This window comes from Brevundimonas sp. GW456-12-10-14-LB3 (genome assembly GCF_059424365.1).
In genome coordinates this window covers 15,216-39,087 of sequence record NZ_JBWKZJ010000016.1, presented here as the reverse complement: position 1 = coordinate 39,087, position 23,872 = coordinate 15,216, and the positions used below count along the sequence as shown (strand labels likewise).

General features: G+C 67.5%; 21 protein-coding genes. 16 read left to right on the top strand and 5 right to left on the bottom strand.

Translation table 11 applies throughout. The features are described from left to right. The 6 genes from lldD to AC07XS_RS08665 all read left to right on the top strand — a co-directional run bounded on the left by lldD (position 1) and on the right by AC07XS_RS08665 (position 8,428). Complete coding sequence (lldD, locus tag AC07XS_RS08690) at positions 1-1,134, top strand: FMN-dependent L-lactate dehydrogenase LldD (protein WP_182714111.1); 1,134 nt, start codon at positions 1-3, stop codon at positions 1,132-1,134. 85 nt (positions 1,135-1,219) lie between these two features. Beyond that, positions 1,220-2,527, top strand: coding sequence for a pectate lyase (pelA, locus tag AC07XS_RS08685; RefSeq protein ID WP_321208026.1), 1,308 nt, complete (start codon positions 1,220-1,222; stop codon positions 2,525-2,527). Between the two features lie 94 nt (positions 2,528-2,621). Beyond that, positions 2,622-3,182: a sigma-70 family RNA polymerase sigma factor gene (locus AC07XS_RS08680; RefSeq protein WP_227976068.1), complete on the top strand. Its 561-nt coding sequence runs from the start codon at positions 2,622-2,624 to the stop codon at positions 3,180-3,182. Further along, positions 3,179-4,117 carry a FecR domain-containing protein gene (locus AC07XS_RS08675; RefSeq protein WP_182714110.1) on the top strand — a complete coding sequence of 313 codons (939 nt, stop codon included), beginning with the start codon at positions 3,179-3,181 and terminating at the stop codon, positions 4,115-4,117. The genes AC07XS_RS08680 and AC07XS_RS08675 overlap by 4 nt, the downstream gene beginning before the upstream one ends. Positions 4,118-4,266: 149 nt before the next feature. Then, positions 4,267-7,245 carry a TonB-dependent receptor gene (locus AC07XS_RS08670; protein ID WP_227976069.1) on the top strand — a complete coding sequence of 993 codons (2,979 nt, stop codon included), beginning with the start codon at positions 4,267-4,269 and terminating at the stop codon, positions 7,243-7,245. Between the two features lie 73 nt (positions 7,246-7,318). Beyond that, positions 7,319-8,428 (top strand): pectinesterase family protein, encoded by a 1,110-nt coding sequence (locus tag AC07XS_RS08665; RefSeq protein ID WP_182714108.1) that lies wholly within the window; start codon positions 7,319-7,321, stop codon positions 8,426-8,428. Here AC07XS_RS08665 and AC07XS_RS08660 read toward each other — a convergent pair. The 4 genes from AC07XS_RS08660 to AC07XS_RS08645 are packed head-to-tail and all read right to left on the bottom strand — an operon-like array spanning position 8,403 to position 11,815. Further along, the gene (locus AC07XS_RS08660; protein WP_182714107.1) at positions 8,403-9,335 is read right to left on the bottom strand and encodes a glycoside hydrolase 5 family protein; all 933 of its coding nucleotides are present in this window, start codon (positions 9,333-9,335) and stop codon (positions 8,403-8,405) included. The genes AC07XS_RS08665 and AC07XS_RS08660 overlap by 26 nt on opposite strands. Next, entirely contained in the window at positions 9,332-10,123 is a 792-nt protein-coding gene (locus tag AC07XS_RS08655; protein ID WP_182714106.1) for a TIGR04290 family methyltransferase, read from the bottom strand. The genes AC07XS_RS08660 and AC07XS_RS08655 overlap by 4 nt, the downstream gene beginning before the upstream one ends. Further along, the gene (locus AC07XS_RS08650) at positions 10,116-10,703 is read right to left on the bottom strand and encodes a histidine phosphatase family protein (protein WP_321208025.1); all 588 of its coding nucleotides are present in this window, start codon (positions 10,701-10,703) and stop codon (positions 10,116-10,118) included. The genes AC07XS_RS08655 and AC07XS_RS08650 overlap by 8 nt, the downstream gene beginning before the upstream one ends. Next, positions 10,700-11,815, bottom strand: a complete 1,116-nt coding sequence (locus tag AC07XS_RS08645) for an inositol-3-phosphate synthase (protein WP_182714105.1) — start codon at positions 11,813-11,815, stop codon at positions 10,700-10,702. Before AC07XS_RS08645 ends, AC07XS_RS08650 begins: the two co-directional genes overlap by 4 nt. A gap of 265 nt (positions 11,816-12,080) precedes the next feature. Between AC07XS_RS08645 and AC07XS_RS08640 the strand changes: the two genes are divergently transcribed. From AC07XS_RS08640 to AC07XS_RS08595, 10 genes are read left to right on the top strand one after another with little or no spacing between them, the layout of a single operon-like run. Next, on the top strand, positions 12,081-12,350 hold the full coding sequence (locus tag AC07XS_RS08640) for a hypothetical protein (protein ID WP_182714104.1): 270 nt from the start codon (positions 12,081-12,083) through the stop codon (positions 12,348-12,350). 13 nt (positions 12,351-12,363) lie between these two features. Then, entirely contained in the window at positions 12,364-13,476 is a 1,113-nt protein-coding gene (locus AC07XS_RS08635; protein ID WP_182714103.1) for an NAD-dependent epimerase/dehydratase family protein, read from the top strand. After that, complete coding sequence (locus tag AC07XS_RS08630) at positions 13,473-14,516, top strand: SDR family NAD(P)-dependent oxidoreductase (RefSeq protein WP_321208024.1); 1,044 nt, start codon at positions 13,473-13,475, stop codon at positions 14,514-14,516. The genes AC07XS_RS08635 and AC07XS_RS08630 overlap by 4 nt, the downstream gene beginning before the upstream one ends. Next, a complete protein-coding gene (locus tag AC07XS_RS08625) occupies positions 14,513-15,619 on the top strand; it encodes a glycosyltransferase family 4 protein (RefSeq protein ID WP_321208023.1) in 1,107 nt (368 codons plus the stop codon). The genes AC07XS_RS08630 and AC07XS_RS08625 overlap by 4 nt, the downstream gene beginning before the upstream one ends. Continuing rightward, positions 15,616-16,752: a glycosyltransferase family protein gene (locus AC07XS_RS08620; protein WP_182714101.1), complete on the top strand. Its 1,137-nt coding sequence runs from the start codon at positions 15,616-15,618 to the stop codon at positions 16,750-16,752. Before AC07XS_RS08625 ends, AC07XS_RS08620 begins: the two co-directional genes overlap by 4 nt. Next, complete coding sequence (locus tag AC07XS_RS08615; RefSeq protein WP_182714100.1) at positions 16,749-17,840, top strand: glycosyltransferase family protein; 1,092 nt, start codon at positions 16,749-16,751, stop codon at positions 17,838-17,840. Before AC07XS_RS08620 ends, AC07XS_RS08615 begins: the two co-directional genes overlap by 4 nt. Next, positions 17,837-19,912: an NAD-dependent epimerase/dehydratase family protein gene (locus AC07XS_RS08610; protein WP_321208022.1), complete on the top strand. Its 2,076-nt coding sequence runs from the start codon at positions 17,837-17,839 to the stop codon at positions 19,910-19,912. Before AC07XS_RS08615 ends, AC07XS_RS08610 begins: the two co-directional genes overlap by 4 nt. 19 nt (positions 19,913-19,931) lie before the next feature. Next, complete coding sequence (locus tag AC07XS_RS08605) at positions 19,932-20,438, top strand: DUF1003 domain-containing protein (protein ID WP_321208021.1); 507 nt, start codon at positions 19,932-19,934, stop codon at positions 20,436-20,438. Then, complete coding sequence (locus AC07XS_RS08600) at positions 20,422-21,408, top strand: MDR/zinc-dependent alcohol dehydrogenase-like family protein (RefSeq protein ID WP_224761312.1); 987 nt, start codon at positions 20,422-20,424, stop codon at positions 21,406-21,408. Before AC07XS_RS08605 ends, AC07XS_RS08600 begins: the two co-directional genes overlap by 17 nt. Beyond that, positions 21,405-22,430, top strand: a complete 1,026-nt coding sequence (locus AC07XS_RS08595; RefSeq protein ID WP_182714098.1) for a Gfo/Idh/MocA family protein — start codon at positions 21,405-21,407, stop codon at positions 22,428-22,430. Before AC07XS_RS08600 ends, AC07XS_RS08595 begins: the two co-directional genes overlap by 4 nt. Before the next feature lie 7 nt (positions 22,431-22,437). Here the strand turns inward: AC07XS_RS08595 and AC07XS_RS08590 are convergent, their stop codons facing one another. Beyond that, entirely contained in the window at positions 22,438-23,847 is a 1,410-nt protein-coding gene (locus tag AC07XS_RS08590; protein WP_182714097.1) for an SLC13/DASS family transporter, read from the bottom strand. Positions 23,848-23,872 lie beyond the last annotated feature (25 nt).

Below are 23,872 nucleotides of genomic sequence, written 5' to 3'. Positions count from 1 at the left end.
ATGATCATCTCGTCGCCCAGCGATTACCGCGAGGCCGCGCGGCGCAAGCTGCCGCCCTTCCTGTTTCACTATATCGACGGCGGCGCCTATGCCGAACACACCCTGCGCCGCAACGTCGAGGACTGGCGCGACGTCGCCCTGCGCCAGCGGGTGTTGCAGGACATGTCCAGCCTCAGCCTGGAGACGCCACTGTTCGACGAGACCCTGCGTCTGCCGATCGTCCTGGCGCCGGTCGGCCTGACGGGCATGTACGCCCGGCGCGGCGAGGTGCAGGCGGCCCGGGCGGCGGCGTCGCGCGGCGTGCCCTTCACCCTGTCCACCGTCTCGGTCTGCCCCATCGAAGAGGTGGCGCCCGCCATCGACCGGCCGATGTGGTTCCAGCTCTATGTGCTGCGCGATCGGGGCTTCATGAAGAACGCCCTGGAAAGGGCGAAGGCGGCGGGGGTGAAGACCCTGGTCTTCACCGTCGACATGCCCACCCCCGGCGCCCGCTATCGCGACGCCCATTCGGGCATGAGCGGGCCCAACGCCGAGATGCGCCGCATGATCCAGGCCATGACCCATCCCGCCTGGGCCTGGGACGTCGGGGTGAGGGGGCGGCCGCACGACCTGGGCAACGTGTCCCGATATCTGGGCAAGGCGACGGGTCTGGCCGACTATATCGGCTGGCTGGGCGCCAATTTCGATCCTTCGATCTCGTGGAAGGATCTTCAGTGGATCCGCGACGCCTGGGACGGCCCCATGATCATCAAGGGCGTCCTGGATCCCCAGGATGCGCGCGACGCCGTGGCCTTCGGCGCCGACGGGATCGTTGTGTCGAACCATGGCGGGCGTCAGCTGGACGGCGTTCTCTCCTCGGCGCGGGCCTTGCCGGCCATCGCCGACGCGGTTCAGGGCGACCTGAAGATCCTCTTGGATTCCGGCATCCGCAACGGCCTAGACGTGGTGCGGGCCCTGGCGCTCGGCGCGGACGCCGTGATGTTAGGGCGCGCCTTCATCTACGCCCTGGCGGCGCGGGGGCAGGCGGGCGTGGGCGACCTTCTCGACCTGTTCGAAAAGGAGATGCGCGTGGCCATGACCCTGACGGGAGCCAAGTCCGTCTCCGCCCTTGATCGCACTCTGATCGTGGAGTGACGGCGCAGGGGCCGCCCAACGGCGGGCGGTTGCGTCTCATGTTTCATTATGTAGAAGTGTTTCCCAAAATATTGGGAGTACGCTCGTGAGTTCTGTCTTTACCCGATCCTTCACCGCCTTGGGGGCTCTGACCCTGGCCGCCATGGCCGGAGCGCCGGCTGAGGCCGAGGTTCTTCGCCTGAACACCCCGGCCGTCGGTCTGACCATTGATCGGATCGGCGCCCTGCCGGATGGGGAGCGCGGCGCCTGGGTCGAGTATCTGGCTCGTTCCCAGGCCCAGCATCTGGCGGACCGGGCGGCTCTGGCCGCCGAACTGCCGCCTGGCGCGACTCCGCCGCCGCCGCCTCAGGCCGTGGGGCCCAGCCAGTACAACATGCCTCTGGACCGACCGTCGGACTGGTACGGATCGGCGCAGGCCCGCCGAATCGCCGACGCCATCGCCAGCTTCCAGACGCCGGCCGGCGGGTGGAGCAAGAACCAGGATCGGACGATCGCCCGTCTGCCCGGTCAGCGGTTCTCGAACGACGCCGAGACCATGGAGCAGAATCCGGCCAATTTCGACGCGCCCGCGGACCGGTTCTGGACCTTCGTCGGCACCCTCGACAATGAGGCGACCTGGACTGAGATGCGCTTCCTGGCCAAGGTCGCGGCCCACGCCCCGGGCGCCCAGGGCGACGCCTGGCGCGCCAGTATCGAGCGCGGCGTGCGCTATCTGTTGAACGCCCAATATCCGAACGGCGGCTGGCCGCAGATCTGGCCTCTGGAAGGCGGCTTCCACGATTCCATCACCTTCAACGACAACGCTGTCGCCAACGCCGCCATGCTGCTGCGGGACGTGTCGCAGGGACGCGAGGGCTTCGACTTCGTTTCGAACGATTTGAAGTCCAGGGCAGGGGAGGCGACGCACAAGGCGGTCGAAGTCATTTTGGCGGCCCAGGTGCGTCAGGGCGATCGCCTGCTGGGCTGGCCTCAGCAGGTGGAGCCGATGCGCCTGGTTCCGACCAGCGCCCGCAACTATGAGCCTCGCTCCATCGCCAGCGGCGAAACCACCGACATCCTGATCTTCCTGATGCGCGAGCCGAACCCTTCCGCCGAGGTCAAGGCGGCCGTGCGCGGCGCGGCGGCTTGGCTGGAGGCGGTCCGGGTCTACGACAAGTCGTTCGAAATGACAGATCAGGGCCGCAAACTGATCGAAAAGCCCGGCGCCGGTCCGATCTGGTCGCGCAACTATGATCTGGTGACCGGACGGCCGATCTTCGGCGACAAGGACCAGACCATCCACGACGACGTGAACGAGATTTCGATCGGGCGGCGCAACGGCTATTCCTGGTGGATCACCTCGCCGCAACGGGCGCTTGATCTGTACGCCGTCTGGTCGGCGGAGAACGGCTGATCGGGGGCCTTCGGCCGTCGAACTTTTTTTCCCTCGTTCGGCGGCCTTTGACGGAAACGGTCGCGCCGCTCATCGTCATCAGATGGAGGGGCCTGTGGCGACCAGACTGAGCATTCCAAGCGACGAGGCCGTGCGCTGGCTGGCGCGCGAGGTTCTGCCGCATGAGGCGGACGTCCGCCGCTGGCTCGCCCAGTCCTTGGTCGCCGCCTCCGAAACGGATGATGTGATTCAGGAGGCCTATTGCCGACTGGTCGATCTGGACGATCCAGGCCGCATCCGCAGCCCCCGCGCCTATTTCTTCCAGACCGCCCGGTCGATCGTTCTCGAACAGCTGCGTCGGCAACGCGTCGTCCGCTTCGAAACCGTGACGGAAATCGACGGTCTGAACATCGAGTGGGACGAACCGTCTCCGGAGCGTATTGCGGCCGGGCGCAAGGAACTTGAACGCGTGATGCAGATCATCAGCCGTCTGCCCGACCGATGCCGGCGCATCTTCGAGATGCGGCGCATTCTGGGTCTGTCGCAGCGGGAGATCGCACGCCAACTGGGCGTCAGCGAGAATGTGGTCGAGAACGAAGCCGCGCGTGGGCTGAAGGCGATTCTGGCCGCCTTGGCCGCCGAGGAGGCGCCGGCCATGACGAGGCGCAAGGCATGAGCGCTTCCGACCTGAATCCCATCGACGCGGAAGCGGCCGCCTGGGCGGTGAAGCTGGATCGCCCGTTGCCGGATCGCGAACGCTCGGCCTTGGAGGCCTGGCTGGCCCAGGATCGACGTCACCGCGGAGCGCTGGCGCGAGCGCAGGCCGCCTATTGTGTAGCCGCCGCGCCCGCCCAGGCGGCTGAACCCGGGGCGACGACAGGTCGGCCGGCCCGGCGCTGGGTCCTGGCGGGGGCGGCCGGCTTGGCCGCCTCGCTGACGGCCGGCGGTGTTTTCGTCTCGGCCCTGCAACGCCAGCGACTGTCCACTCGTCTGGGCGAGATCCGCCGGGTGCCCCTGGAGGATGGCTCTCTGGCTGCGATCAACACCGATACGGTGGTCGAGGTCAGCCTGAAGCCGCGCCGCCGCGAGGTCGCGATCGAGCGCGGCGAGGCCTGGTTCCAGGTCGCCAAGGACGCCGCTCGCCCCTTTGTCGTCGAGGCCGGCGCGGTGCGGGTGCAGGCGGTCGGGACCGCCTTTTCCGTGCGCCGCAAGAGCATCGGCGCCCAGGTCATGGTGACCGAAGGCGTCGTCGAGGTCTGGAGCGTCGACGACCCCGGCGGCGCACGGCGGCGCGTCAAGGCGGGCGAACAGGTCTTCATTGGCGACAAGGCCGGCGCGGCGCGTCCCGTCAGCCGGCCCCTGGAGGCGGAGCGCGCCCTGGCCTGGCGCGACGGTCAGGTGGTGCTTGACGGCGACACGGTCGCCGCCGCCGCCGCCGAGTTCAATCGCTACAACAGCCGCAAGATCATCATCAGCGACCCGGCCCTGGAGGGGCGCCGCGTGGTGGGCTGGTTCCGGACGAACGAGCCCGACAGCTTCGCACGGGCGGTCGCCGTCGCGCACGGCGCATCGGTCCAGGTTTCCGACACCGTCATCGTTTTGGGCGGCTGAAGAAGAAAAATGACGGGCGCGTGACGGAAAGTCCGCGCCTGAGCATCGCTTGAATGGAACCCTCGTCAGAAGGGTCCGGGAACAGGAAACAGATAAGGGAGGGCCTGCGCATGCCATTCGCGCCACAATTCGACGCTCGCGCGTCGCTCATGATCGCCGTCAGCACCATCGCCCTGGCTTCGGCCGGAGCCGCCCACGCCCAGACGCGGCAGTTCAACGTGCCGGCCCAGCCCGCCGCGACCGGCGTGCCGGCCTTCGCCCGGCAGGCGGATCTCCAGCTCCTGGCGTCCTCTGACGCCGTGGCGGGGCAGCAGACCGGCGCGGTTCAGGGGGTCCTTACCGTGCAGCAGGGCCTGGACCGACTGCTCGCCGGCACCAACCTCGTCGTCGCGTCCAACGACGGACGGACCGCCGTCCTCGCCCGCGACACCCGCGTCGCCCAGGGGGATGAGACGCAGGATCCGGTCTCTGAAGTCGACTCGATTGTGGTAACCGGTTTCCGCGCCTCGCTCAGCAGCGCCCTGACGACCAAGCGCCGCGCCAACGGCGTCGTGGACGTCATCAAGGCCGAGGACATGGCCGACTTCCCGGACGCAAACCTGGCGGAGTCCATCCAGCGGGTGCCGGGCGTCTCCATCGCCCGCGACGCCGGCGAGGGCCGACAGATCACCGTGCGCGGCCTGGGACCGCAGTTCACCCGTGTGCGCATCAACGGCGTGGAGGGTCAGAGCACGGCCTCGGGCACCGACAGCTCGGGCGGCGCCAACCGCAACCGCGCCTTCGATTTCAACGTCTTCGCCTCGGAACTCTTCAACAGCATCACCGTGCGCAAGACGGCCTCGGCCGAGACGGAGGAGGGCTCGCTCGGGGCGACGGTGGATCTGCAGACCGGCCGGCCCTTCGACTACGCCGGCGCCAACCTGGTCCTGTCGGGTCAATACGGCTACAATGATCTGTCGCAGGAATGGGACCCCCGGTTCGCCGCCCTGGCCAGCAACACCTGGATGGACGGCCGCCTGGGCGCCCTGGTCTCGGTCGCCTACACCAAGCGGCGTCTGCTGGAGGAAGGCCACGGGTCCGGCGGCTGGCTGAACGGAACCGAGGCGGGCGGATACAATCCGGCTTCACCCTTCGCCGATGCGCGCCGGGCGGACGTCTATTCGCCGCGCTTTCCCCGCTACGGCCGTCTGACCCATGATCAGGAGCGGCTGGGCCTGACGGGTTCGCTGCAGTTCCGCCCGCAGGAACAGACGCTGATCAACCTTGATCTCCTCTATTCCGATTTCAAGGCGACGCGTCAGGAGAACTGGCTGGAAGCCCTGTCCTTCGCCCGCAACGCTTCCCAGGGCGGCCGGCCCGAAATCATCGTTCGCGACGGCGTCATCGATGCGAACGGCGACATGGTCTATGGGCTGTTCGACGACGTCGATGTGGAGACCGAAACCCGCTTTGACGAGTTGGACACAAAATACACTCAGGCGACGCTGAGCCTGGAGCACGACTTCAGCGACCGCTTCCGGGTGAAGGGTCTGGTCGGCTACTCCAAGTCGGACTTCGACAATCCGATCCAGACCACGGTCATCCTGAACCGCGAGAATTCGGATAACTATTTCTACGACTACCGTGAGAACCGGAACGCGCCGCTGATCGGCTTCGGCTATGACGTCACCGATCCGCTGGCCTATAATTTCGGCGCCGCCCGCTCGGAGATCCGTCTGCGGCCTCAGGGCGTGACCAACACCATCAAGACGGCCCAGTTTGACGCCGGCTATGATTTCAATCCGTCCCTGACCCTGAAGGCCGGCGTCAACTACAAGGAATATGAGTTCGATTCCTGGGCCTTGGCGCGGGTCAATGAAGGCGTGGTGCCCCAGCTGCCGGCCGGGGTGACCCTGGCCAGCCTGACCGAACTGGTCAGCGGCTTCGGCCGGAACCTGGACGCGCCGGCCGGAACGGTCACCAGCTGGATCGCGCCGAACCTTCAGGCCTTCGCGGACCTGTTCGACATCTACAGCAACACGGGCCTGTTCGAGCTGAGCGGGGCGTCCAACAGCAATGCGCGCGGCAATATCCGCAGCGTGACGGAGAAGGATTCGGCCGCCTATCTGCAACTGGACTTCAGCACCGAACTGGCCGGCGTGCCGATCCGCGGCGACGTGGGCGTGCGCTATGTGAAGACGGAACAGAGCTCGACCGGCTATCAGCTGGTCGCCGGAGCGGCGCAGCAGACGACGGTGGACCGCGACTATGACGACGTCCTGCCCGCCCTGAACGTCACTGCTGAAGTGACGCCGGACTTCCTGGTCCGCTTCGGCGCGGCCAAGGTCATGACCCGCCCGAACCTGGGCAGTGTCACGCCCGGCGGCAGCCTCAGCACCGTGGGCGTCTTCAGCGTCAGCTCGGGCAACCCCTATCTGGACCCCATCCGGGCCACCACCTACGACCTTTCGGCCGAGTGGTATTTCGCGCCGGAAGCCCTGCTGTCGGTCGGTCTGTTCTACAAGGACATCGACAGCTACATTCAGACGTCCAGGATCTCGCGCCCGTTCAATGAGTCGGGTCTGCCGCTCGAACTGCTGAACGGCCTGGGGGTCTCGCCCAGCGACGTCTTCCTGTTCAGCCAGCCGGTCAACACCGAGGGCGGTCCGCTGAAGGGGATCGAAGTCAGCTACCAGCAGCCGTTCAGCTTCCTGCCCGGACCCTTCGACAATCTGGGCGCCATCTTCAACGTCACCCTGGTCGATTCCAAGATCAGCTATATCTCGTCGCGGTCCCCGACCGGCTTTGTCGAGAACGACCTGATCGGCCTGTCAAAAACGGCCTATAACGCCACACTCTATTATGAGGACGATCGGTTCAGCGCCCGCGTCTCGGCCGCCTACCGCGACCGCTATCTGACGGCCGTGCCCAGCGGGACCAGCACCAACGACATCGACGGGGTGCGCGACATCGTCACGGTGGACGCCTCGGCCTCCTACGCCCTGAACGACCGCATCAAGCTGACGTTCGAAGGGCTGAACCTGACCGACGCCTTCAACGAGCAATATACGGACAGCCGTCGCGACAGCATCTACGTCTATTCGCACACCGGCCGGCAGTACAACTTCGGCGTCCGCTACAGCTTCTAGTCATCCTCTCCCCTCCCGAGGATGGGCGTCGGCCGGTTCGCCGGTCGGCGCCCGCTTTTCATTCGGAGACGCCATGAACCCGCTGCTTCATCGTCGTTCTGTCCTGGCCGCCGGCGCCGCCTTGCCGCTCGCGACGGTCGGTCCGCCCGCCTGGTCGGCGGCGCGGGCCTATGATGCGGTGGTCGCGAAACCCGCCTCGGGGCGCAACTTCGCCGCCCCGGCCTATCCCAGCCTGTCGGCCGCCATCGCCGCCGCCCCATCGAACGGGACGCGGCCGTTCCGCATCCTGATCACGCGCGGGATCTGGACCGAACAGGTGGTGGTGGACAAGCCCTTCGTTCATCTGATCGGTGAAGACCGCAGCGGTTCAGTGATCAACCATCTGGCCGCCTCCGGTCTGGCGGCGCCGGACGGGCGGCCCTGGGGCACCTTCCGCACCGCGACTCTGTTCGTCCGCGCCCCGGATTTTCACGCCGAGACCCTGACGATCAACAACGCCTTCGACGGCCTGGCGGAGATGACCAAGTCGAACGGCCTGCACTCTCACAACGGCGCCGGTCCTCAGGCGGTCGCCCTGATGATGGACAAGGGCTCCGACCGGGCGGTGGTGCGCGCCTGCGACATCCTCAGCTACCAGGACACCCTGTTCCCCGATGCGGGATCGACCCTGTTCGACCGTTGTCTGATCACGGGCAGCTATGACTTCATCTTCGGCGGCGGGCGCGCCTGGTTCGAAGGCTGCGAAATCCGATCGCGCACACGTCCGGCCGATCCGATCGAGGGTTACGTCACCGCGCCCAGCACCCCGATCGATCAGCCGTTCGGCTTCGTCTTCAAAGACTGCCGGTTGACCAAGGACGCCGATGTTCGTCCGGGCTCCGTCTTCTTGGGCCGACCCTGGCGGCCGTCCAGCGCCTTTCCCGATGGGCGATACGGCGATCCCCGTTACGTCGGCGCGGCCGCCTTTGTGGACTGCTGGATGGACGACCACATCGCCCGGGAGGGCTGGACGGAGATGTGGTACACGGGGCGCGACGGCAATCCGCGCACCATGCTTCAGCCGGAGGAGGCGCGCTTCGCGACCTTCGGCTCGACCGGACCGGGCGCCGCCGACTTCGGGAGGGGGCGCCGCCTGTCTGTAGACGAGGCCGGGCGCATCACGCGATCAGCCGTGCTGGGCTGATCGCCGCAGCCTGCGGTCTGGCCGGCGCATAGCGGGCGGTCATCTCGGCGCAGAAGTCTGCGAACTCTTCGGCGACCTGCGGCGGGCTGGTGTGGTGGGGCTCCAGGCCGCGATGCTCGGGCGTGAAGCAGAAGGTCACGGTCACGTCGAAGTCGGCTAAGGTCGCCATCTGCCGGTCGAACCAATCCAGGGCGCCGTCGCGATAACGGTCCGCCCAGGACAGGCCGGTGCGCAGCCGACGCACGCCCAGATCCTTCAGCCATCGGACCGCATCGTCCAGCCTGTGATCCTGGAAGTGAAACCACTGGCAGACCCCCATGTCGGCCGCATAGGGCCGGAAGGCCTCCAGCGCCGGCTTGGGCGAGCCGTCCTCGCGCAACAGGCCCATGTGGAAGTGCCGGTAGTAGGACGACCCCTCAGCCTCCCGATGCCGTGTCGTGGCCTCCCAGGTGCGGGGCAGGTCGTACAGGCTGTACCAGTGGAGGCGGGGCGCCTTGCCGATCAGCAGTTCGGCGGTCTTTTTCACACCCCAAGCCTGGACCTCTTCGGAGCCGAAGGCGGAGACCCCGACCTCCGTCACCCAGACCGGCTTGTCGGTGACCGCCTTGATCTCGTCGATTCGCGCGGGCCATTCGTCGATGGGCCACAGGTTCCAGTCCAGGGGAAAACCATGGACGGCGACCACGTCGATCGCCTCCATCACCCCCATCTCCTCCAGTCGCCGAACGAAGGAAGGGTCGATGGGGGACATCCCGCCCAGGACGCGGGTCACCGTGGGATTCTCGGCCCGGACAGCGGCCCCGGCCAGCCGTGTCATCTCGGCGAAACGCGCCCATTCGGGGTCCAGCAGGGGGTCCCAGTGGGACTTGTTGTTCGGTTCGTTCCAGATCTTGACGGCCTCGATCATCGGCGCGGCTCCTTGGTCTTGTCATGGCCTTTGAGGGGCGAGCGGGCGGGATAGACGGCGCCGGCCTCGGTCGGTCGTTCTGTGCGGCGACACAGGAAGACTTCCTCCTCCGGTCGATCCAGCACCTGGAACCCCGCGCTGCGCAGCATGGCCGCGCTGGCCGAGGCGTTGGGCGCCCACCAGTTGGTCCAGTCTCCGGCGTAGCGGTGCTCGATGAAGTGCAGCTTCGGATAGTCGGGCCGGTCGAAATGGGCCGTCTGGCTGAAGTCGTAGTCGATTTCGGGTTCAAAGATGTCGTTTGCGCCGCGTTGCATCGACTGGAACAGAAGCAGGTCGTCGGCCACGTGCTCGTGGATCAGGTCCAGCGCCAGGAGCGGGTGGCGCAGGTGGTAGAGAACGCCCATGAAGATGACGAGGTCGAAACGTTCGCCGAGTTTGGCCAGGTCGTAGACCGACAGTTTGCGGAACTCGATATCCGCGTCTTCGACCTCGGCGGCGAGCCGCGCCTGATCCAGATAGCGGTCGTCGAAATCGACGCCCAGCACCCGGTTCGCCCCCCGCCGCTTCATCTCCAGCGAATAGAAGCCGGCGTTGCAGCCGATATCGAGCACGCTGCGGCCGCTTAGGTCCTCGGGGATCACATGGGCGAAGCGGGCGAACTTGTTGGCGGGATAGTCGTGGAGGAAGTGATCCGGCGCGGTGCGAACCCCCTTCAGCTCCATATTGTGAAACCAGGGGCCGAGTTCGGCCACCCGAGCACGAACCTGCGCGGCGCTGAGTTCAGCCATGAGGAACCTCATTCAGGCGAAGAAGGGACAGGTGTTCCGGCGTCGCCGAGACGGTGGTGATCGACCCCGGCGCGATCTCGAACCGATCGTGGTGTCGCAGCGAAAGCCCCAGAGTCAGGGCGACGACCGACTTGATCACGTCGGCGTGGCTGACCGCCGCCACGGCTCCGGCGTCGGCGGCGGCCATCGTCTCCAGCCAGCGGGACAGGCGGCCTTGGACCTCCAGCATCGACTCGCCGTTCGGCGCTCGCCCCTGGTCGCGGGCGGCGTTCCACCGGCGCCATTGGGGCAAGTCGTCCAGTTGGGCGAAATCCCGACCGGTCCAGTCCCCGAAATCAATTTCGTTCAAGGCGGCTTCCTCTTCGAGCCGACCGGAGTGGGCGGCGGCTATCACGGCGGCGGTCTCTCGCGTCCGGTCCAGGGGACTGGTCAGCACCCGATCAAGTCGGGGGAGGGCGCGCGCCAGAGCCTGAGCTTGACGTCTTCCTGTGTCGCTCAGACCCACGCCAGGGGTGCGTCCGCAAAGCCGTCGGGACACAAGATCGTGGGTTCCGTGTCGGATCAGGTGGATGATCGTCACGAGACCAGGCGAGTGGCGCGCGGGGCAGGGGCGGGCTCGTCGCCGCGGATGAAACGCAGCGTCCGCTCGCGCGCCTCCTCGTCCGTGAACTGTTCCGGGGGGGATTTCATGAACCAGCTGGACGGCCCGATCAGAGGCCCTGACACGCCGCGATCCATCGCCACCTTGGCGCATCGGACGGCGTCGATGACGACGCCTGCGCTGTTGGGACTGTCCCAGACCTCCAGCTTGACCTCCATGCTGATCGGCACGTCGCCGAAGGTGGTGCCCTCCAGACGGATGTGCGCCCATTTGCGGTCGGTCAGCCACGGGACGAAATCACTGGGGCCGACATGGACGTCGTCGTCGGCCAGGGGCGTCTCGAATTGGCTGGTGACCGCCTGGGTCTTGGAAATCTTCTTCGACGTCAGTCTTTCGCGCTCCAGCATGTTCTTGAAGTCGGAATTGCCGCCGAAGTTGAGCTGATAGGTGCGATCCACGCGCACGCCCCGCTCACGCATCAGATTGGCCAGCACCCGGTGAACGATGGTGGCGCCGACCTGGCTCTTGATGTCGTCGCCGACGAGCGGCAGTCCGGCGTCGCTAAACCGCTTCGCCCAGCCTGGGTCAGAGGCGATGAATACCGGAATGCAGTTGACGAAAGCGCAGCCGGCCCGCAGCGCCTGTTCGGCGTAATATTCGGTGGCCTTTTGCGATCCCACGGGCAGGTAGGAGACCAGCACCTGGGTTCCGCTGTCGCGTAAGGCCTGGGCCACATCGACGGGGGGAGCGGCGCTCTCTTCCAGGTCGTCGATCATGTATCGGCCGATCCCGTCCAACGTCGGTCCGCGCTGGACGATGACGCCCGAGGGGCCGGGGGAGGCGAAGCGGAAGGTGTTGTTCGGCGGGGCGAAGACGGCGTCCGACAGGTCGCGGCCGACCTTGGCCGCATGAATGTCGAAGGCGCTGACCATCTCCATGTCTTCGATACGATAACCGCCGAGTTCGACGTTCATCAGCCCGGGCGGAGGGGCGTTGCTGGGGGCCGCCGCATAATAGGCCAGGCCCTGCACGAAGGACGAAGCGCAGTTGCCCACGCCCACGACGCCGATCCGAACGGATTTTCGCTGCATTGGCTGGTCCCTTCGCCGTTCCGCGGCCCGATCGGCCGCAGCAAGAGGAAGGATCTACAAAGCTCCCGGTTCCGTGAAATGGCCAAGTATCCATCAGATCAAGGTTCGAAGAGGACGATATATGTTCTTGTGTCGAATTTTGAACATTGAAAGAAAAGGCGGAAAGGGAAGTGCTAGCGCAATATGTTCAAAATTGAACGCTCCGAATATCGGAACAGATGGGTAGAAGAAGCTGTTGCTCGGGTGAACCTGCCGGAGCTGCACCATGTCCGAAGCGAACCGCCTGACTGATCATGACGACATCCGCGCCTGGGCCGAGGCCCGCGGCGCCAGGCCTTCTCGCGTGGCCAGCACGGCCGACGCCGACGGCGGCGGGGTGCTGAGGTTCGACTTCGGCGACAAGGAAGAGGCGCTGGAGGAGATCTCCTGGGACGAGTTCTTCCGCATCTTCGAAGACAGCGACCTGGCCTTGCTTGCGCAGGACCATACGAGCAGCGGCGAGATGAGCCGCTTCTCCAAGTTCGTGCAGCGCTGAGCCGGAGATCCCCATGGCGAACACTGTCCTGATCACCGGCGGCGCGGGCTTCGTCGGCCGTCATCTCGCTCGATCCCTGCTTGAACAGGGCCACAGGGTGAGGGCGCTCGACAGCCTGATCGAGCAGGTCCACCCCACCGGCGCGCGGCCCGACGAACTGGACCCCGGGGTCGAACTGGTGGTCGGCGACATTCGCGACGAGGACCGGGTCCGGGCGGCGCTTCAGGGGGTGGACAAGGTCGTTCACCTGGCGGCGGAGGTCGGCGTCGGCCAGAGCATGTATGCGATCGACCGCTACACCTCGGTTAATGACTACGGCACGGCGGTGCTGTTCCAGCAGTTGATCGACCAGCCGGTGCAGCGGGTAGTCGTCGCCTCCTCGATGAGCATCTACGGCGAGGGCCTGTACCGCACTGAAGACGGCGATTTGCGTCAGGAGGTGGTGCGCGGCGCCCGGAACCCGGACGGCTCATGGGACCCCACGGACGACCAGGGGCGTGCGCTGATCCCCGTGCCGACGCCAGAGACCAAGTCGCCGGCGCTGAAGAGCGTCTATGCGATCAACAAATTCGTTCAGGAACGGCTCACCCTGACCCTGACGGCCCAATACGGGATGGAAAGCTGCGCCCTGCGGCTCTGGAACATCTACGGGCCGGGGCAGGCCCTTTCCAATCCCTACACCGGCGTCCTGGCCATCTTCGCCTCCCGCATCGCCAACGGTCAGGCCCCGATGGTGTTCGAGGACGGCCGTCAGAGGCGCGACTTCGTGCATGTCTCGGACGTTGCGCGCGCCTTCCTTCTGGCGCTGGAGAAGCCGGAGGCGAACGGGCAGGTCTTCAACATCGGCTCTGGGGAGGACCGCACCGTCGAGGACGTGGCGCGGCTGCAGGCGGCCTCGATGGGGCGGCCCGATATCGAGCCCCTGATCACCAACAAGGCCAGGGCGGGCGACATCCGCCACAATATTCCCGATCTGACGAAGGCCCGCGAGGAACTGGGCTATGAATCGCGTCAGGACTTCGCGGCAGGTCTTGAGGAACTGGCCGAATGGGTGGCGCGCCAGGAAGCCCAGGACCGGGTCGATCAGGCGCGCGGCGAGCTGGAACGTCGGGGGCTGGTGGCATGAGCCGGGTCCTGATCACGGGCGGCGCCGGTTTCATCGGCTCCAACCTCGCCGACCGCCTGGCCGGCCAGGGTCATGAGATCGTGGTGCTGGACACCCTGGCGCGGCCGGGGGTGGAGGGAAACCTCAAATGGCTGCTGCTGCGCCACGGCGCACAGGTCCGGCACCTGACCGCTGACGTCCGCCAGGCCGAGGCGGTCGAGACGGCGGTCGCCCAGGCGGACGTGGTCTTCCACCTGGCCGCCCAGGTGGCGGTGACGACCAGCTTGGTCGATCCCCGCACCGACTTCGACGTCAATCTGATCGGGACGCTCAACGTCCTGGAGGCGGCGCGCCGTCGATGCACTCCGGTCGTCTTCGCCAGCACGAACAAGGTCTACGGCGATCTGGGCGACATCGAACTGGCCGTTCAGAACGAGGCCTGGCTGCCGACGGAGCCCGCGCTGCGAACTCGGGGCGTGGACGAACGGCGGCCGCTGGACTTCCACACGCCCTACGGATGCTCCAAAGGCGCGGCCGATCAGTATGTGCTGGACTATGCCCGCAGCTACGACGTGCCGACCTGCGTGCTGCGGATGAGCTGCATCTACGGTTCCCGTCAGATGGGGACGGAGGACCAGGGCTGGGTCGCCCATTTCCTGATCCGGGCGCTGGAAGGCGCCCCGATCACCCTTTACGGCGACGGTCGGCAGGTGCGCGATATTCTGGACGTATCGGACGCTGTCGACGCCTATGTCGCGGCCTGGAAGCGGATCGAGGCCGTGTCGGGCCGCGCCTTCAACCTGGGCGGCGGGCCTGAGAACGCCGTCAGCCTGAGGGGCTTGATCGCTCATATCGACCGACTGCTCGGTCGCGCGACCGAACTGAAGTTTGAGGACTGGCGGGCCGGGGATCAGCGCTACTTCGTCGCCGACGCCTCGGCGGCCCACCGCGCCCTGGGGCTGGGCGCGGTCAAGTCCTGGCGGCCGGGCGTGTCGGACCTGGCGGACTGGCTGCGGGCGGAACGGCGACTGGACGCCCGCATCGGCTCGGCGGCGGCATGAGTCTGGTCCCCCGTCACGTGCTGATGACCACCGACGCCGTGGGCGGCGTCTGGACCTATGCGCTGGATCTGGCGGAAGGCCTATCGGCGCGCGGCGTCCGCATCACCCTAGCCGTGTCGGGCCCTGCGCCCCGTCCCGCCCAGCGACGAGCCGCCGAACAGATTGGGGGGCTCACGCTGGTCGAGGCGGGGGGGACGCTCGACTGGCTGGCGGACGGTCCCCGCCCGCTGGACCAGACGGCGCGGGCCCTGCGCGGTTTGGCTGCCCAGAACGGTGTGGATCTGGTGCACCTTAACAGCCCCGCCTTGCGGGGCGACGAGGACTGGGGCGCGCCCGTGGTCGGGGTTTGTCACTCCTGCGTGGCGACCTGGTGGGACGCGGTGCGTGGAACGGCCTTGCCGGAGGATTTCGACTGGCGGACGGAGCGGCTCGCCCAGGGCTACCGGCGTTGTGACCGTCTGATCGCCCCCAGTTTCGCCTTCATGCAGACGACGGCGGCGCGCTACGGCGTCCTGCCCGCTACGGTTCGAAACGGCCGCCGTCCCATTGGAACCCGCCCGGTTCCCCGGCGCCGGCAGGTTCTGACCTCGGGCCGGCTGTGGGACGAGGGCAAGAATATTGCGACCCTCGAACGGGCCGCCCGACGGATGCGGGGCCGCGTCGAGGCCGCCGGTCCGCTTGAAGGACCGAACGGTCAGTCGGTTCATCTGGACCGGATCCAGCCCCTGGGCGCGCTGAGCCCCACCGACTTGCAGCAAAGGCTTCGACTGGCGTCAATCTTCTGCGCCCCGTCGCTTTACGAGCCCTTCGGCCTGGGCGTGCTGGAGGCGGCCCAGGCGGGATGCGCCCTGGTCTTGGCCGATATTCCGACCTTCCGCGAGCTTTGGGAGGGGGCGGCGCTGTTCGTCTCTCCGCAAGACGACGCCGCGCTGGCGGTCGTTCTGGATGAACTGCTGGAAGACGCCGACCGCGCGCGCCGCCTGGGAAGGCTGGCGGCCGAGCGCGCCGAACAGTTCAGCCTCGAGGCCATGGTCGAGGGAACCTTGGCCGTCTACGCCGAGGCCTTGGCCCAGCGCGCCCCCTTCGGGGAGGCGGCGGCGTGAAGATCGTCTATTTCACCCATTCGCTGGAGTCGTGCTGGAACCACGGCAATGCGCATTTCCTGCGTGGGGTGCTGCGCGAACTGATCGCCCGCGGCCATCAGGTCGAGGCGTGGGAGCCGCACGACGCCTGGAGCCGCGCCAATCTGGTCGCGGACCATGGCGAAGAAGGACTGGCGCCCTATCGGCAGGCCTATCCCGAACTGGTCAGCCGCCGCTTCCATCCGCCCCTTGATGTGGATCGGGCGCTGGACGGGGCGGACCTGGTCATCGTGCATGAATGGAACGATCCGGCGCTGGTGGCGGCCGTCGGTCGCGCGCGGGGGCGGGGCCGCTTTACTCTGTTGTTTCACGACACCCACCACCGGGCCGTCAGCGAACCGGAGGCCATGCAGGCTTTCGACCTGTCGGAATATGACGGGGTGCTCGCCTTCGGTGAGACCCTGGCGGCGGTGTACCGCCGATGGGGCTGGGGCGATCGCGTCTTCGTCTGGCATGAGGCGGCCGACGTCCGCCTGTTCCATCCTCCGCTTGAGCAGCAGGGCCGGGAAGGACTGGTCTGGGTCGGCAACTGGGGCGACGGGGAGCGGACTGCGGAGCTGGAGCGATTTCTGTTCGCCCCGGCGGCGGCGAGCGGCCTTGCCCTTGATCTCTACGGCGTCCGCTATCCCGAGGCGGCGCGGCGCCTGCTGGACCGCTACGACGTCCGCTATCACGGCTGGCTGGCCAATGCGGCCGCGCCGGGGGTGTTCGCACGGCGCCTGGCGACCGTTCACGTCCCGCGCCGCTTCTACGTCGAGACGCTTCCGGGCATTCCGACCATTCGCGTTTTCGAAGCCCTGGCCTGTGGAATCCCCCTGATCAGCGCGCCGTGGACGGACAGCGAGGGCCTGTTCGAGGTCGGTCGTGACTTCCTGATGGTGCGGTCCGGCAGCGAAATGGCCTCGGCGCTCCGGGCGGTCAAGTCGGACGCCGGCCTGCGCGCGGAACTGACCGACCACGGACTGGCTGCAATCCGCGCCCGCCACACCTGCGCACACCGGGTCGATGAACTGATGGCGGTGCTGGGGCGGCTCGGCGCGCCCGCCGCCGATCCCGCTCCAACCTTCCACCCCGTCATGGAGATTGCGGAATGAAGATCGCCTTTTACGGCTCCAGCCTGCTGTCGTCCTACTGGAACGGCGCGGCCACCTATTATCGCGGCCTGCTGGGCGCCTTGGCCGAACGCGGATGGGACATCCTGTTTCTGGAACCCGACGCCTTCGACCGGCAGCGGCATCGCGACATTGATCCGCCGGACTGGGCCGAGGTGGTGGTGTGGGACAACACCGTCGAAGGCTGCAAGACAGCCATGGCGCGCGCCGTGGAGGCCGACGTAGTGGTCAAGGCTTCCGGCGTCGGCGTGTTCGACGACGTCCTGCTGGGCGTATTCGACCTGGCGCGCCCGGACGCCCTGACCGTCTACTGGGACGTGGACGCCCCCGCCACCCTGGCGGAGGTGAAGGCTGCGCCCGATCATCCGCTGCGGCGGGTCCTGCCGCAGATTGATCACGTCCTGACCTATGGCGGCGGCGCTCCGGTCGTGCAGGCGTTCCAAGCGCTCGGCGCCCGCGACTGCCGTCCGATCTATAATGCGCTCGATCCCGCCACCCATCATCCCGTCCAGCCGGACCCCGGCTTCTCCGCCGACCTCGCGCTCCTGGCCAATCGACTGCCGGATCGGGAACGCCGGATCGAGACCTTCTTTCTGGAGCCCGCCGCCGCCCTGCCGCAACGCCGGTTTCTGCTGGGCGGCAACGGCTGGGCCGACAAGGCCATGCCGGCGAACGTCCAGACCATCGGTCATGTGGGCACGGCCCAGCACAACGCCTTCAACTGTACGCCCCTGGCGGTGCTGAACGTCGCCCGCGACAGCATGGCCGAGGTCGGCTTCTCGCCCGCCACGCGGGTGTTCGAGGCCACCGGCGCCGGGGCCTGCCTGATCACCGACTATTGGGAAGGCGTCGAACAGTTTCTGAAGCCGGACGTCGAAGTGCTGGTGGCGCGCGACGGCCAGGACGTAGCGGCGCATCTGGCCGCCCTGACGCCGGAACGGGCGCAGGCCATCGGCCGGGCGGCGCGAGACCGCGTCCTGGCCGACCATACCTACGCCCAGCGGGCCGAGGCGGTGGACGCCCTGCTCCGCGAACGGCTCGCGGCGCGCCGCGAAAGGAGCGCGGCATGAAGCTGGTCGTGCTGGGGCTCAGCCTGTCGTCCGCCTGGGGCAACGGACACGCCGTGACCTTCCGCGCCCTGCTGTCCGCCTTCGCGGGCCGGGGGCACGAGGTGGTGTTCCTGGAGCGGGAAACGCCTTGGTATGCGGCGCACCGCGATGTGTCGGATCCGCACTATTGCCGCCTCGACTTCTATTCGGATCTGCAGGATCTGGAGCGTTTCGCCGACGAGGTGCGCAGCGCAGACGCCGTCCTGGTCGGCTCATACGTGCCCGAGGGGATCGAGGTCGGCCGGTGGGCGCGTCGCACGGCGACGGGCGTGGTGGCCTTCTACGACATCGATACCCCTGTGACCCTGGCCCGGCTGGCGCAAGACGACTGCGACTATCTGCGAGTCGACCAGATTGCGAACTACGACGTCTATTTCTCCTTCACCGGCGGGGCGACGCTTGAGCGTCTGGAGCGCGAACACGGCGCACCGGCGGCCCGCGCCCTCTATTGTTCGGCGGACCCCGAGGCCTATCGACCGCAAGCCGTCGCTCCGCGGTGGGATCTGTCCTATCTCGGCACCTATAGCCCGGATCGTCAGCCGACATTGGAGCGCCTGCTGCTGGAGCCGGCGCGGCGTATGCCGGATCGTCGCTTCGTGGTGGCGGGCCCTCAGTATCCCGACGACATCGACTGGCCCGAGAATGTCGAGCGGATCGACCATCTGCCCCCGGCCGACCATCCGGCCTTCTACGCCGCCAGCCGCTTCACCCTGAACGTCACTCGCGCGGACATGCGGGCGGCCGGGCACAGCCCCTCGATCCGGCTGTTCGAGGCCGGCTCTTGCGGCTGCCCGATCATTTCGGACGCCTGGCCTGGCATCGAGACGCTCTTCACCCCGGGCGAGGAGATCCTGCTGGCCGACGACGCCGAGACGGTGATCGAGGCGCTGTCCGCGCCTGTGGATCAGGCTCGCGCGATGGGCGAGGCCGCGCGCCGCCGCATCCTGTCCGAACACACCCCCTCCCACCGCGCCCACACTCTGGAGCGTGAGTTGATCGCGGCTCTACGGGCCAAGACGAAGGACCGACCTATGAAGTCCATATCCGACACCCGCACCGTCCTGGTCGCCGGCGGCGCCGGCTTCCTCGGTTCGCACCTTTGCGACCGGTTGTTGGCGGAAGGTCGCCACGTCGTCTGCCTCGACAATCTGCAGACGGGCGACCTGGCGAACCTCAAGGACGCGATGAAACAGCCGCGGTTCGAGTTCGTGCGCCACGACATCGTCGACCCCCTGCCGGAGCGGATCGCCGCCCGTGGGTTCGACCGCATCTACGACCTGGCCTGCGCTGCTTCGCCGCCGCAGTATCAGCAGGATCCGGAGCATACGATGCTGACCTGCATCCTCGGGGTTCGTAACCTGCTGCAACTGGCCGAGAAGACCGGCGCGCGTCTGTTGCTGACCTCCACCAGCGAGGTCTACGGCGATCCGGAGGTCCATCCCCAGCCGGAAACCTATCGCGGCAACGTCAATCCGATCGGCCCGCGCGCCTGCTATGACGAGGGCAAGCGGGCGGCCGAGACCCTGGTGTTCGACTATGATCGGGCGGGGCGAGCCGAGGTTCGCGTGGCGCGGATCTTCAACACCTATGGGCCGCGCCTGTCGGCGGCCGACGGTCGGGTCGTCTCCAACCTGATCACCCAGGCCCTTTCGGACGCGCCGATCACCATCTATGGCGACGGCAGCCAGAGCCGGTCCTTCTGCTATGTGGACGACATGATCGGCGGCCTGATCGCCCTGATGGAGCATGAGGGACCGCAGCCGGGACCGATCAACCTCGGCAATCCGGTCGAGCTGACGGTGTCCGAACTGGTCGAGGTCATTCTTGATCTGACCGGCTCCGGCTCCGGAATCGTCCACCGACCGCTGCCCGCCGACGACCCGCGGCGTCGCCGTCCGGATATCGCCAAGGCCGATGCAGTCCTGGATTGGCGCCCGACCACCGCCTTGCTTGACGGTCTGCGCCGCACCATCAACTGGTTCGACGCCGATCGCCCGATTGTGGTCAGCGACCGTCCGGCCCTCAGCGCCTGAGGTGCGGGCCGACGGCGACATGGCGGAGGTTCTGCGGCGCAATATCGAGGCCATGCGTGCGCAGCGAAAAGAGGCGGCCGAGGCGGCGCCATGGCCGGAACGGCTCGCCCAGCGCATCACCGGATTCGCGGGGAGCATGGGGTTCGTGCTGCTGCACCTGCTGATTTTCGGCGGCTGGATCCTCTGGAACCTGTTGGCTCCGGAGCCGTGGCGTTTCGACGAGACCCTGGTCGTCCTGGCCATGGCCGCCTCCGTGGAGGCCATCTTCCTGTCGACCTTCGTCCTGATCAGCCAGAACCGGATGGCGGCGGCGGAGCACGGGCGGGCGGAGTTGGATCTGCAGATCAATCTGCTGGCCGAACACGAAATCACCCGGCTGATTGATCTGGTCGGTCACCTCGCCGCGCACGCGGGACTTTCGGAGACGGACCCGCACCTGGACGAGCTGCGCCGCGACGTCGCGCCGGACGCCGTTCTCGATCAGATCACGCGATCAAATGAGGAAGACGATGACAGAGGTTCTTGACCAGACGCACACCATGCGCGCGGCGGTCGTCACAGGCCCCGGTCAACTGGAGGTGCAGCGCGTGCCCAGGCCTGAACCCGGCGTGGGTCAGGTCCGGATCAGGCTGGAGGGCTGCGGCGTCTGCGCCTCCAATCTGACGCCTTGGGCGGGGCCGGACTGGATGACCTTTCCAACGCCGCCCGGCGGGCTGGGCCACGAAGGGTGGGGCGTCGTGGATGCGGTCGGCGAGGGCGTATCGCGTGTCGCGGTCGGCGACCGGGTCGCGGCCCTGTCCCAGAGCAGTTTCGCCGAATATGACGTCGCCGATCAGGCGGCGGTGGTGCCCCTGCCGTCCGAACTGGACGGCCTGCCGTTTGCGGGCGAACCCCTGGGCTGCGCCATGAACATCTTTCGGCGCAGCGGGATCTCGCCCGGTCAGACCGTCGCCATCGTCGGAATTGGTTTTCTGGGGGCGATCCTGACACGGTTGGCGACTGATGCGGGCGCCCGCGTCATCGCCCTTTCCCGGCGGCCCTATTCTCTGGACGTCGCCCGTCGCATGGGGGCGGTCGAAACCCTGGCGCTGGACGACCACTACGCCTTGATCGCCAGGGTCTCCGAACTGACGGAGGGGCGGTTCTGCGATGTGGTGATCGAGGCGGTCGGCAAGGCCTGGCCGCTGGACCTGGCGGCCGAACTGACCCGTGAACGCGGTCGGCTGGTCATCGCCGGCTATCACCAGGACGGCCCGCGGCAGATCAACATGCAGCTGTGGAACTGGCGCGGCCTGGATGTCGTCAACGCCCATGAGCGCGACCCCGCCGTCTATGCTGAAGGGGTGCGCGAGGCCGTGGAGGCGGTGCGCTCAGGGCAGTTGGACCTCAACGACCTGATCACCCACGCCTATCCGCTGGAACAGTTGGACCAGGCGCTGGACGCCACCCGCGACCGACCGGACGGCTTCCTGAAGGCGGTGGTGAGGATGCGATGACCGATCTGCTTCTGCAACGCGGCGCGTCGTCTGAACTGCGTCGCCCGCGCGTGGGATTCCTGGGCGTGGGCTGGATCGGGCGGCATCGGATGGCGGCCATGCTGGACGCGGGCCAGATCGAGGCGGTCGCCGTCGCCGAGCCCGACCCGGACATGGCGCGCGAGGCCCTGGTTCTCGCCCCTGACGCGACGGTCTGCGCCGACCTCGACGATCTGCTGGCCCAGGATCTGGACGGTCTGGTGATCGCCACACCCAGCGCGCTTCACGCCGATCAGGCGCAACGGGCCCTGGACGCCGGCGTCGCCGTCTTCTGCCAAAAGCCGCTGGGCCGGAACGCGCAGGAGACCGAGGCCGCCATCGCCGCCGCCCGCCGCGCGAACCGGCTGCTGGCGGTGGACCTCAGCTACAGGTTCACCGCAGCCGTTCAGGCTCTGAAGACCCAGCTCGAGTTGGGGGCCATGGGCCGTGTTCATGCGGTCGATCTGACCTTCCATAACGCCTATGGACCGGACAAGCCCTGGTTCTACGACGCGGCTCTCTCTGGCGGCGGATGCGTCATGGATCTAGGCGTCCATCTGGTCGATCTGTGTCTGTGGCTGCTGGATGACGCGGTGGCGGGGGTCGAGGCGCATCTGCGGCGACAGGGTCGTCCCCTGGCTGGTCGCAAGGAGGCGGAAGACTACGCCGTCGCGACCCTGATCCTGAAATCCGGCGCGGTGGTCCGCCTGGCCTGTTCATGGCGACTGCCTGCGGGGCAGGACGCGGTGATCGAAGCGGCCTTCTACGGCGAGAAGGGCGGGGCGGCTCTGCACAATCTCGGCGGCTCCTTCTATGATTTCGAGGCCACGGCGTTTGAAGGCGTGACGCGGCGCGTTCTGGCGTCGCCGCCGGACGACTGGGGCGGCCGCGCCGCTCAGGCCTGGGCTCAGGCCCTTGCGGAAGGGAAGCGATACGACCCTGGGGTCGAGCGGCTGGTGGAGGTGGCCCGGACCCTGGACCGGATCTACGCCGCCGCAGCCTGAGGCTTGATCAGAACGGAAAGACGATCGGGATCGCCACCATGGCCGCGACCCAGGTCGCCAGGTTCAACGGAAGCCCCACGCGAACGAAGTCCATGTAGCTGTAGCCGCCCATGTTGAAGACCAGCACATTGGTCTGATAGCCGAAGGGGGTGGCGAAGGCGGCTGAGGCGGCCATCATGACCCCGACCAAAAAGGGCCGGGGATCGACGCCCAGGCTCTCCGCCAGGGCGACGGCGATGGGGGTGATCAGCACGGCTACGGTCGCGTTGGACAGAAGCTCCGTCGCAAACAGGGTGACGCCATAGAGCACGACCAGGGCCCCGAACGGCCCCATGGGGCGGATGACGTCGATCAGTCGCTCAGCGCCGGCTGCGGCGAGGCCGGTCACCTCGATGGCGGTTCCGACCACCACCATTCCGGCGATCAGCAGCAGGATTTCCGGCCTCAGGCCGGCGTAGGCTTCCTCCGGCGTGATGACCCGAAGCAGGATCAGCGCCACGGCCCCGGCGAAGGCCGAGGCGGCGATCGGCGCCCAGCCCAGGGCCGCTGAGGCGATCACCAGGACGAAGACCGCCAGTGACATCATGGCCGGGCGCAGCCGGAAGGGGCGGTCCGCCGCCTCGTACAGGGTGACGTCGCCCAGATGGGCGTCCCCCGACCCGTCGGCCTGATTGCGGGATTCGCCCAGGCGCGGCAGGCCGAAGGGGATGATGCGCTTGCGCCGCTTCGCCGCCTCGGCCTCGGCGCGTCGTCGCGCCGCCTCCATCTCGGCCAGCCGCGCGGCCTGGGCCTCGTCCTGGGCGACGGAACGGCCCAGCTGTCGCGCCCCGAAGAAATAGAGCCACAGGCCGCCGACGATCGCGATGAACAGACCCACCGGCGTGATCTCGAACAGGCCGAAGACCGGCTGGCCGGCGTTGCGCGCCATGTCGTTGACCAAGAGGTTCGTCGAGGTGCCGATCAAGGTCAGAAGCCCGCCCATGACCGTGACGTGGCTCAGCGGCATCAGAAAACGTTTGGGCGACAGCTTCAGCGACTGGGCCACGTCGCGGATCACCGGCGCGGCCAGGACGACCACCGGGGTGTTGTTCAAAAAGCCCCCGACCGCGCCGCACAGGCCGATGACGATCCAGATGCCCTGGGCCCCGACGCGGGTCGCCAGGCCGGTCGCCTGCCGGATCAGCAGGCCCAGCAGGCCCGACAGTTCGATGGCGTAGGCGATCACGAACAGGCCGGCCAGGGCGATGACGGCCGGACTGGCGAAGGCGCTCTGCACCTCGACGGGCCGCACGACGCCCAGCAGAAGCAGGACGGCCGCGCCGCTCAGGGCGACGACGTCGGCGCGCAGCTTGCCGTGGATCAGGACGCCGACCACGCCGATCAGCACCGCCAGGGCAACCATCTGGTCGAAAGTCATAGGCCGTGCAGACCGTTCTCTGCGC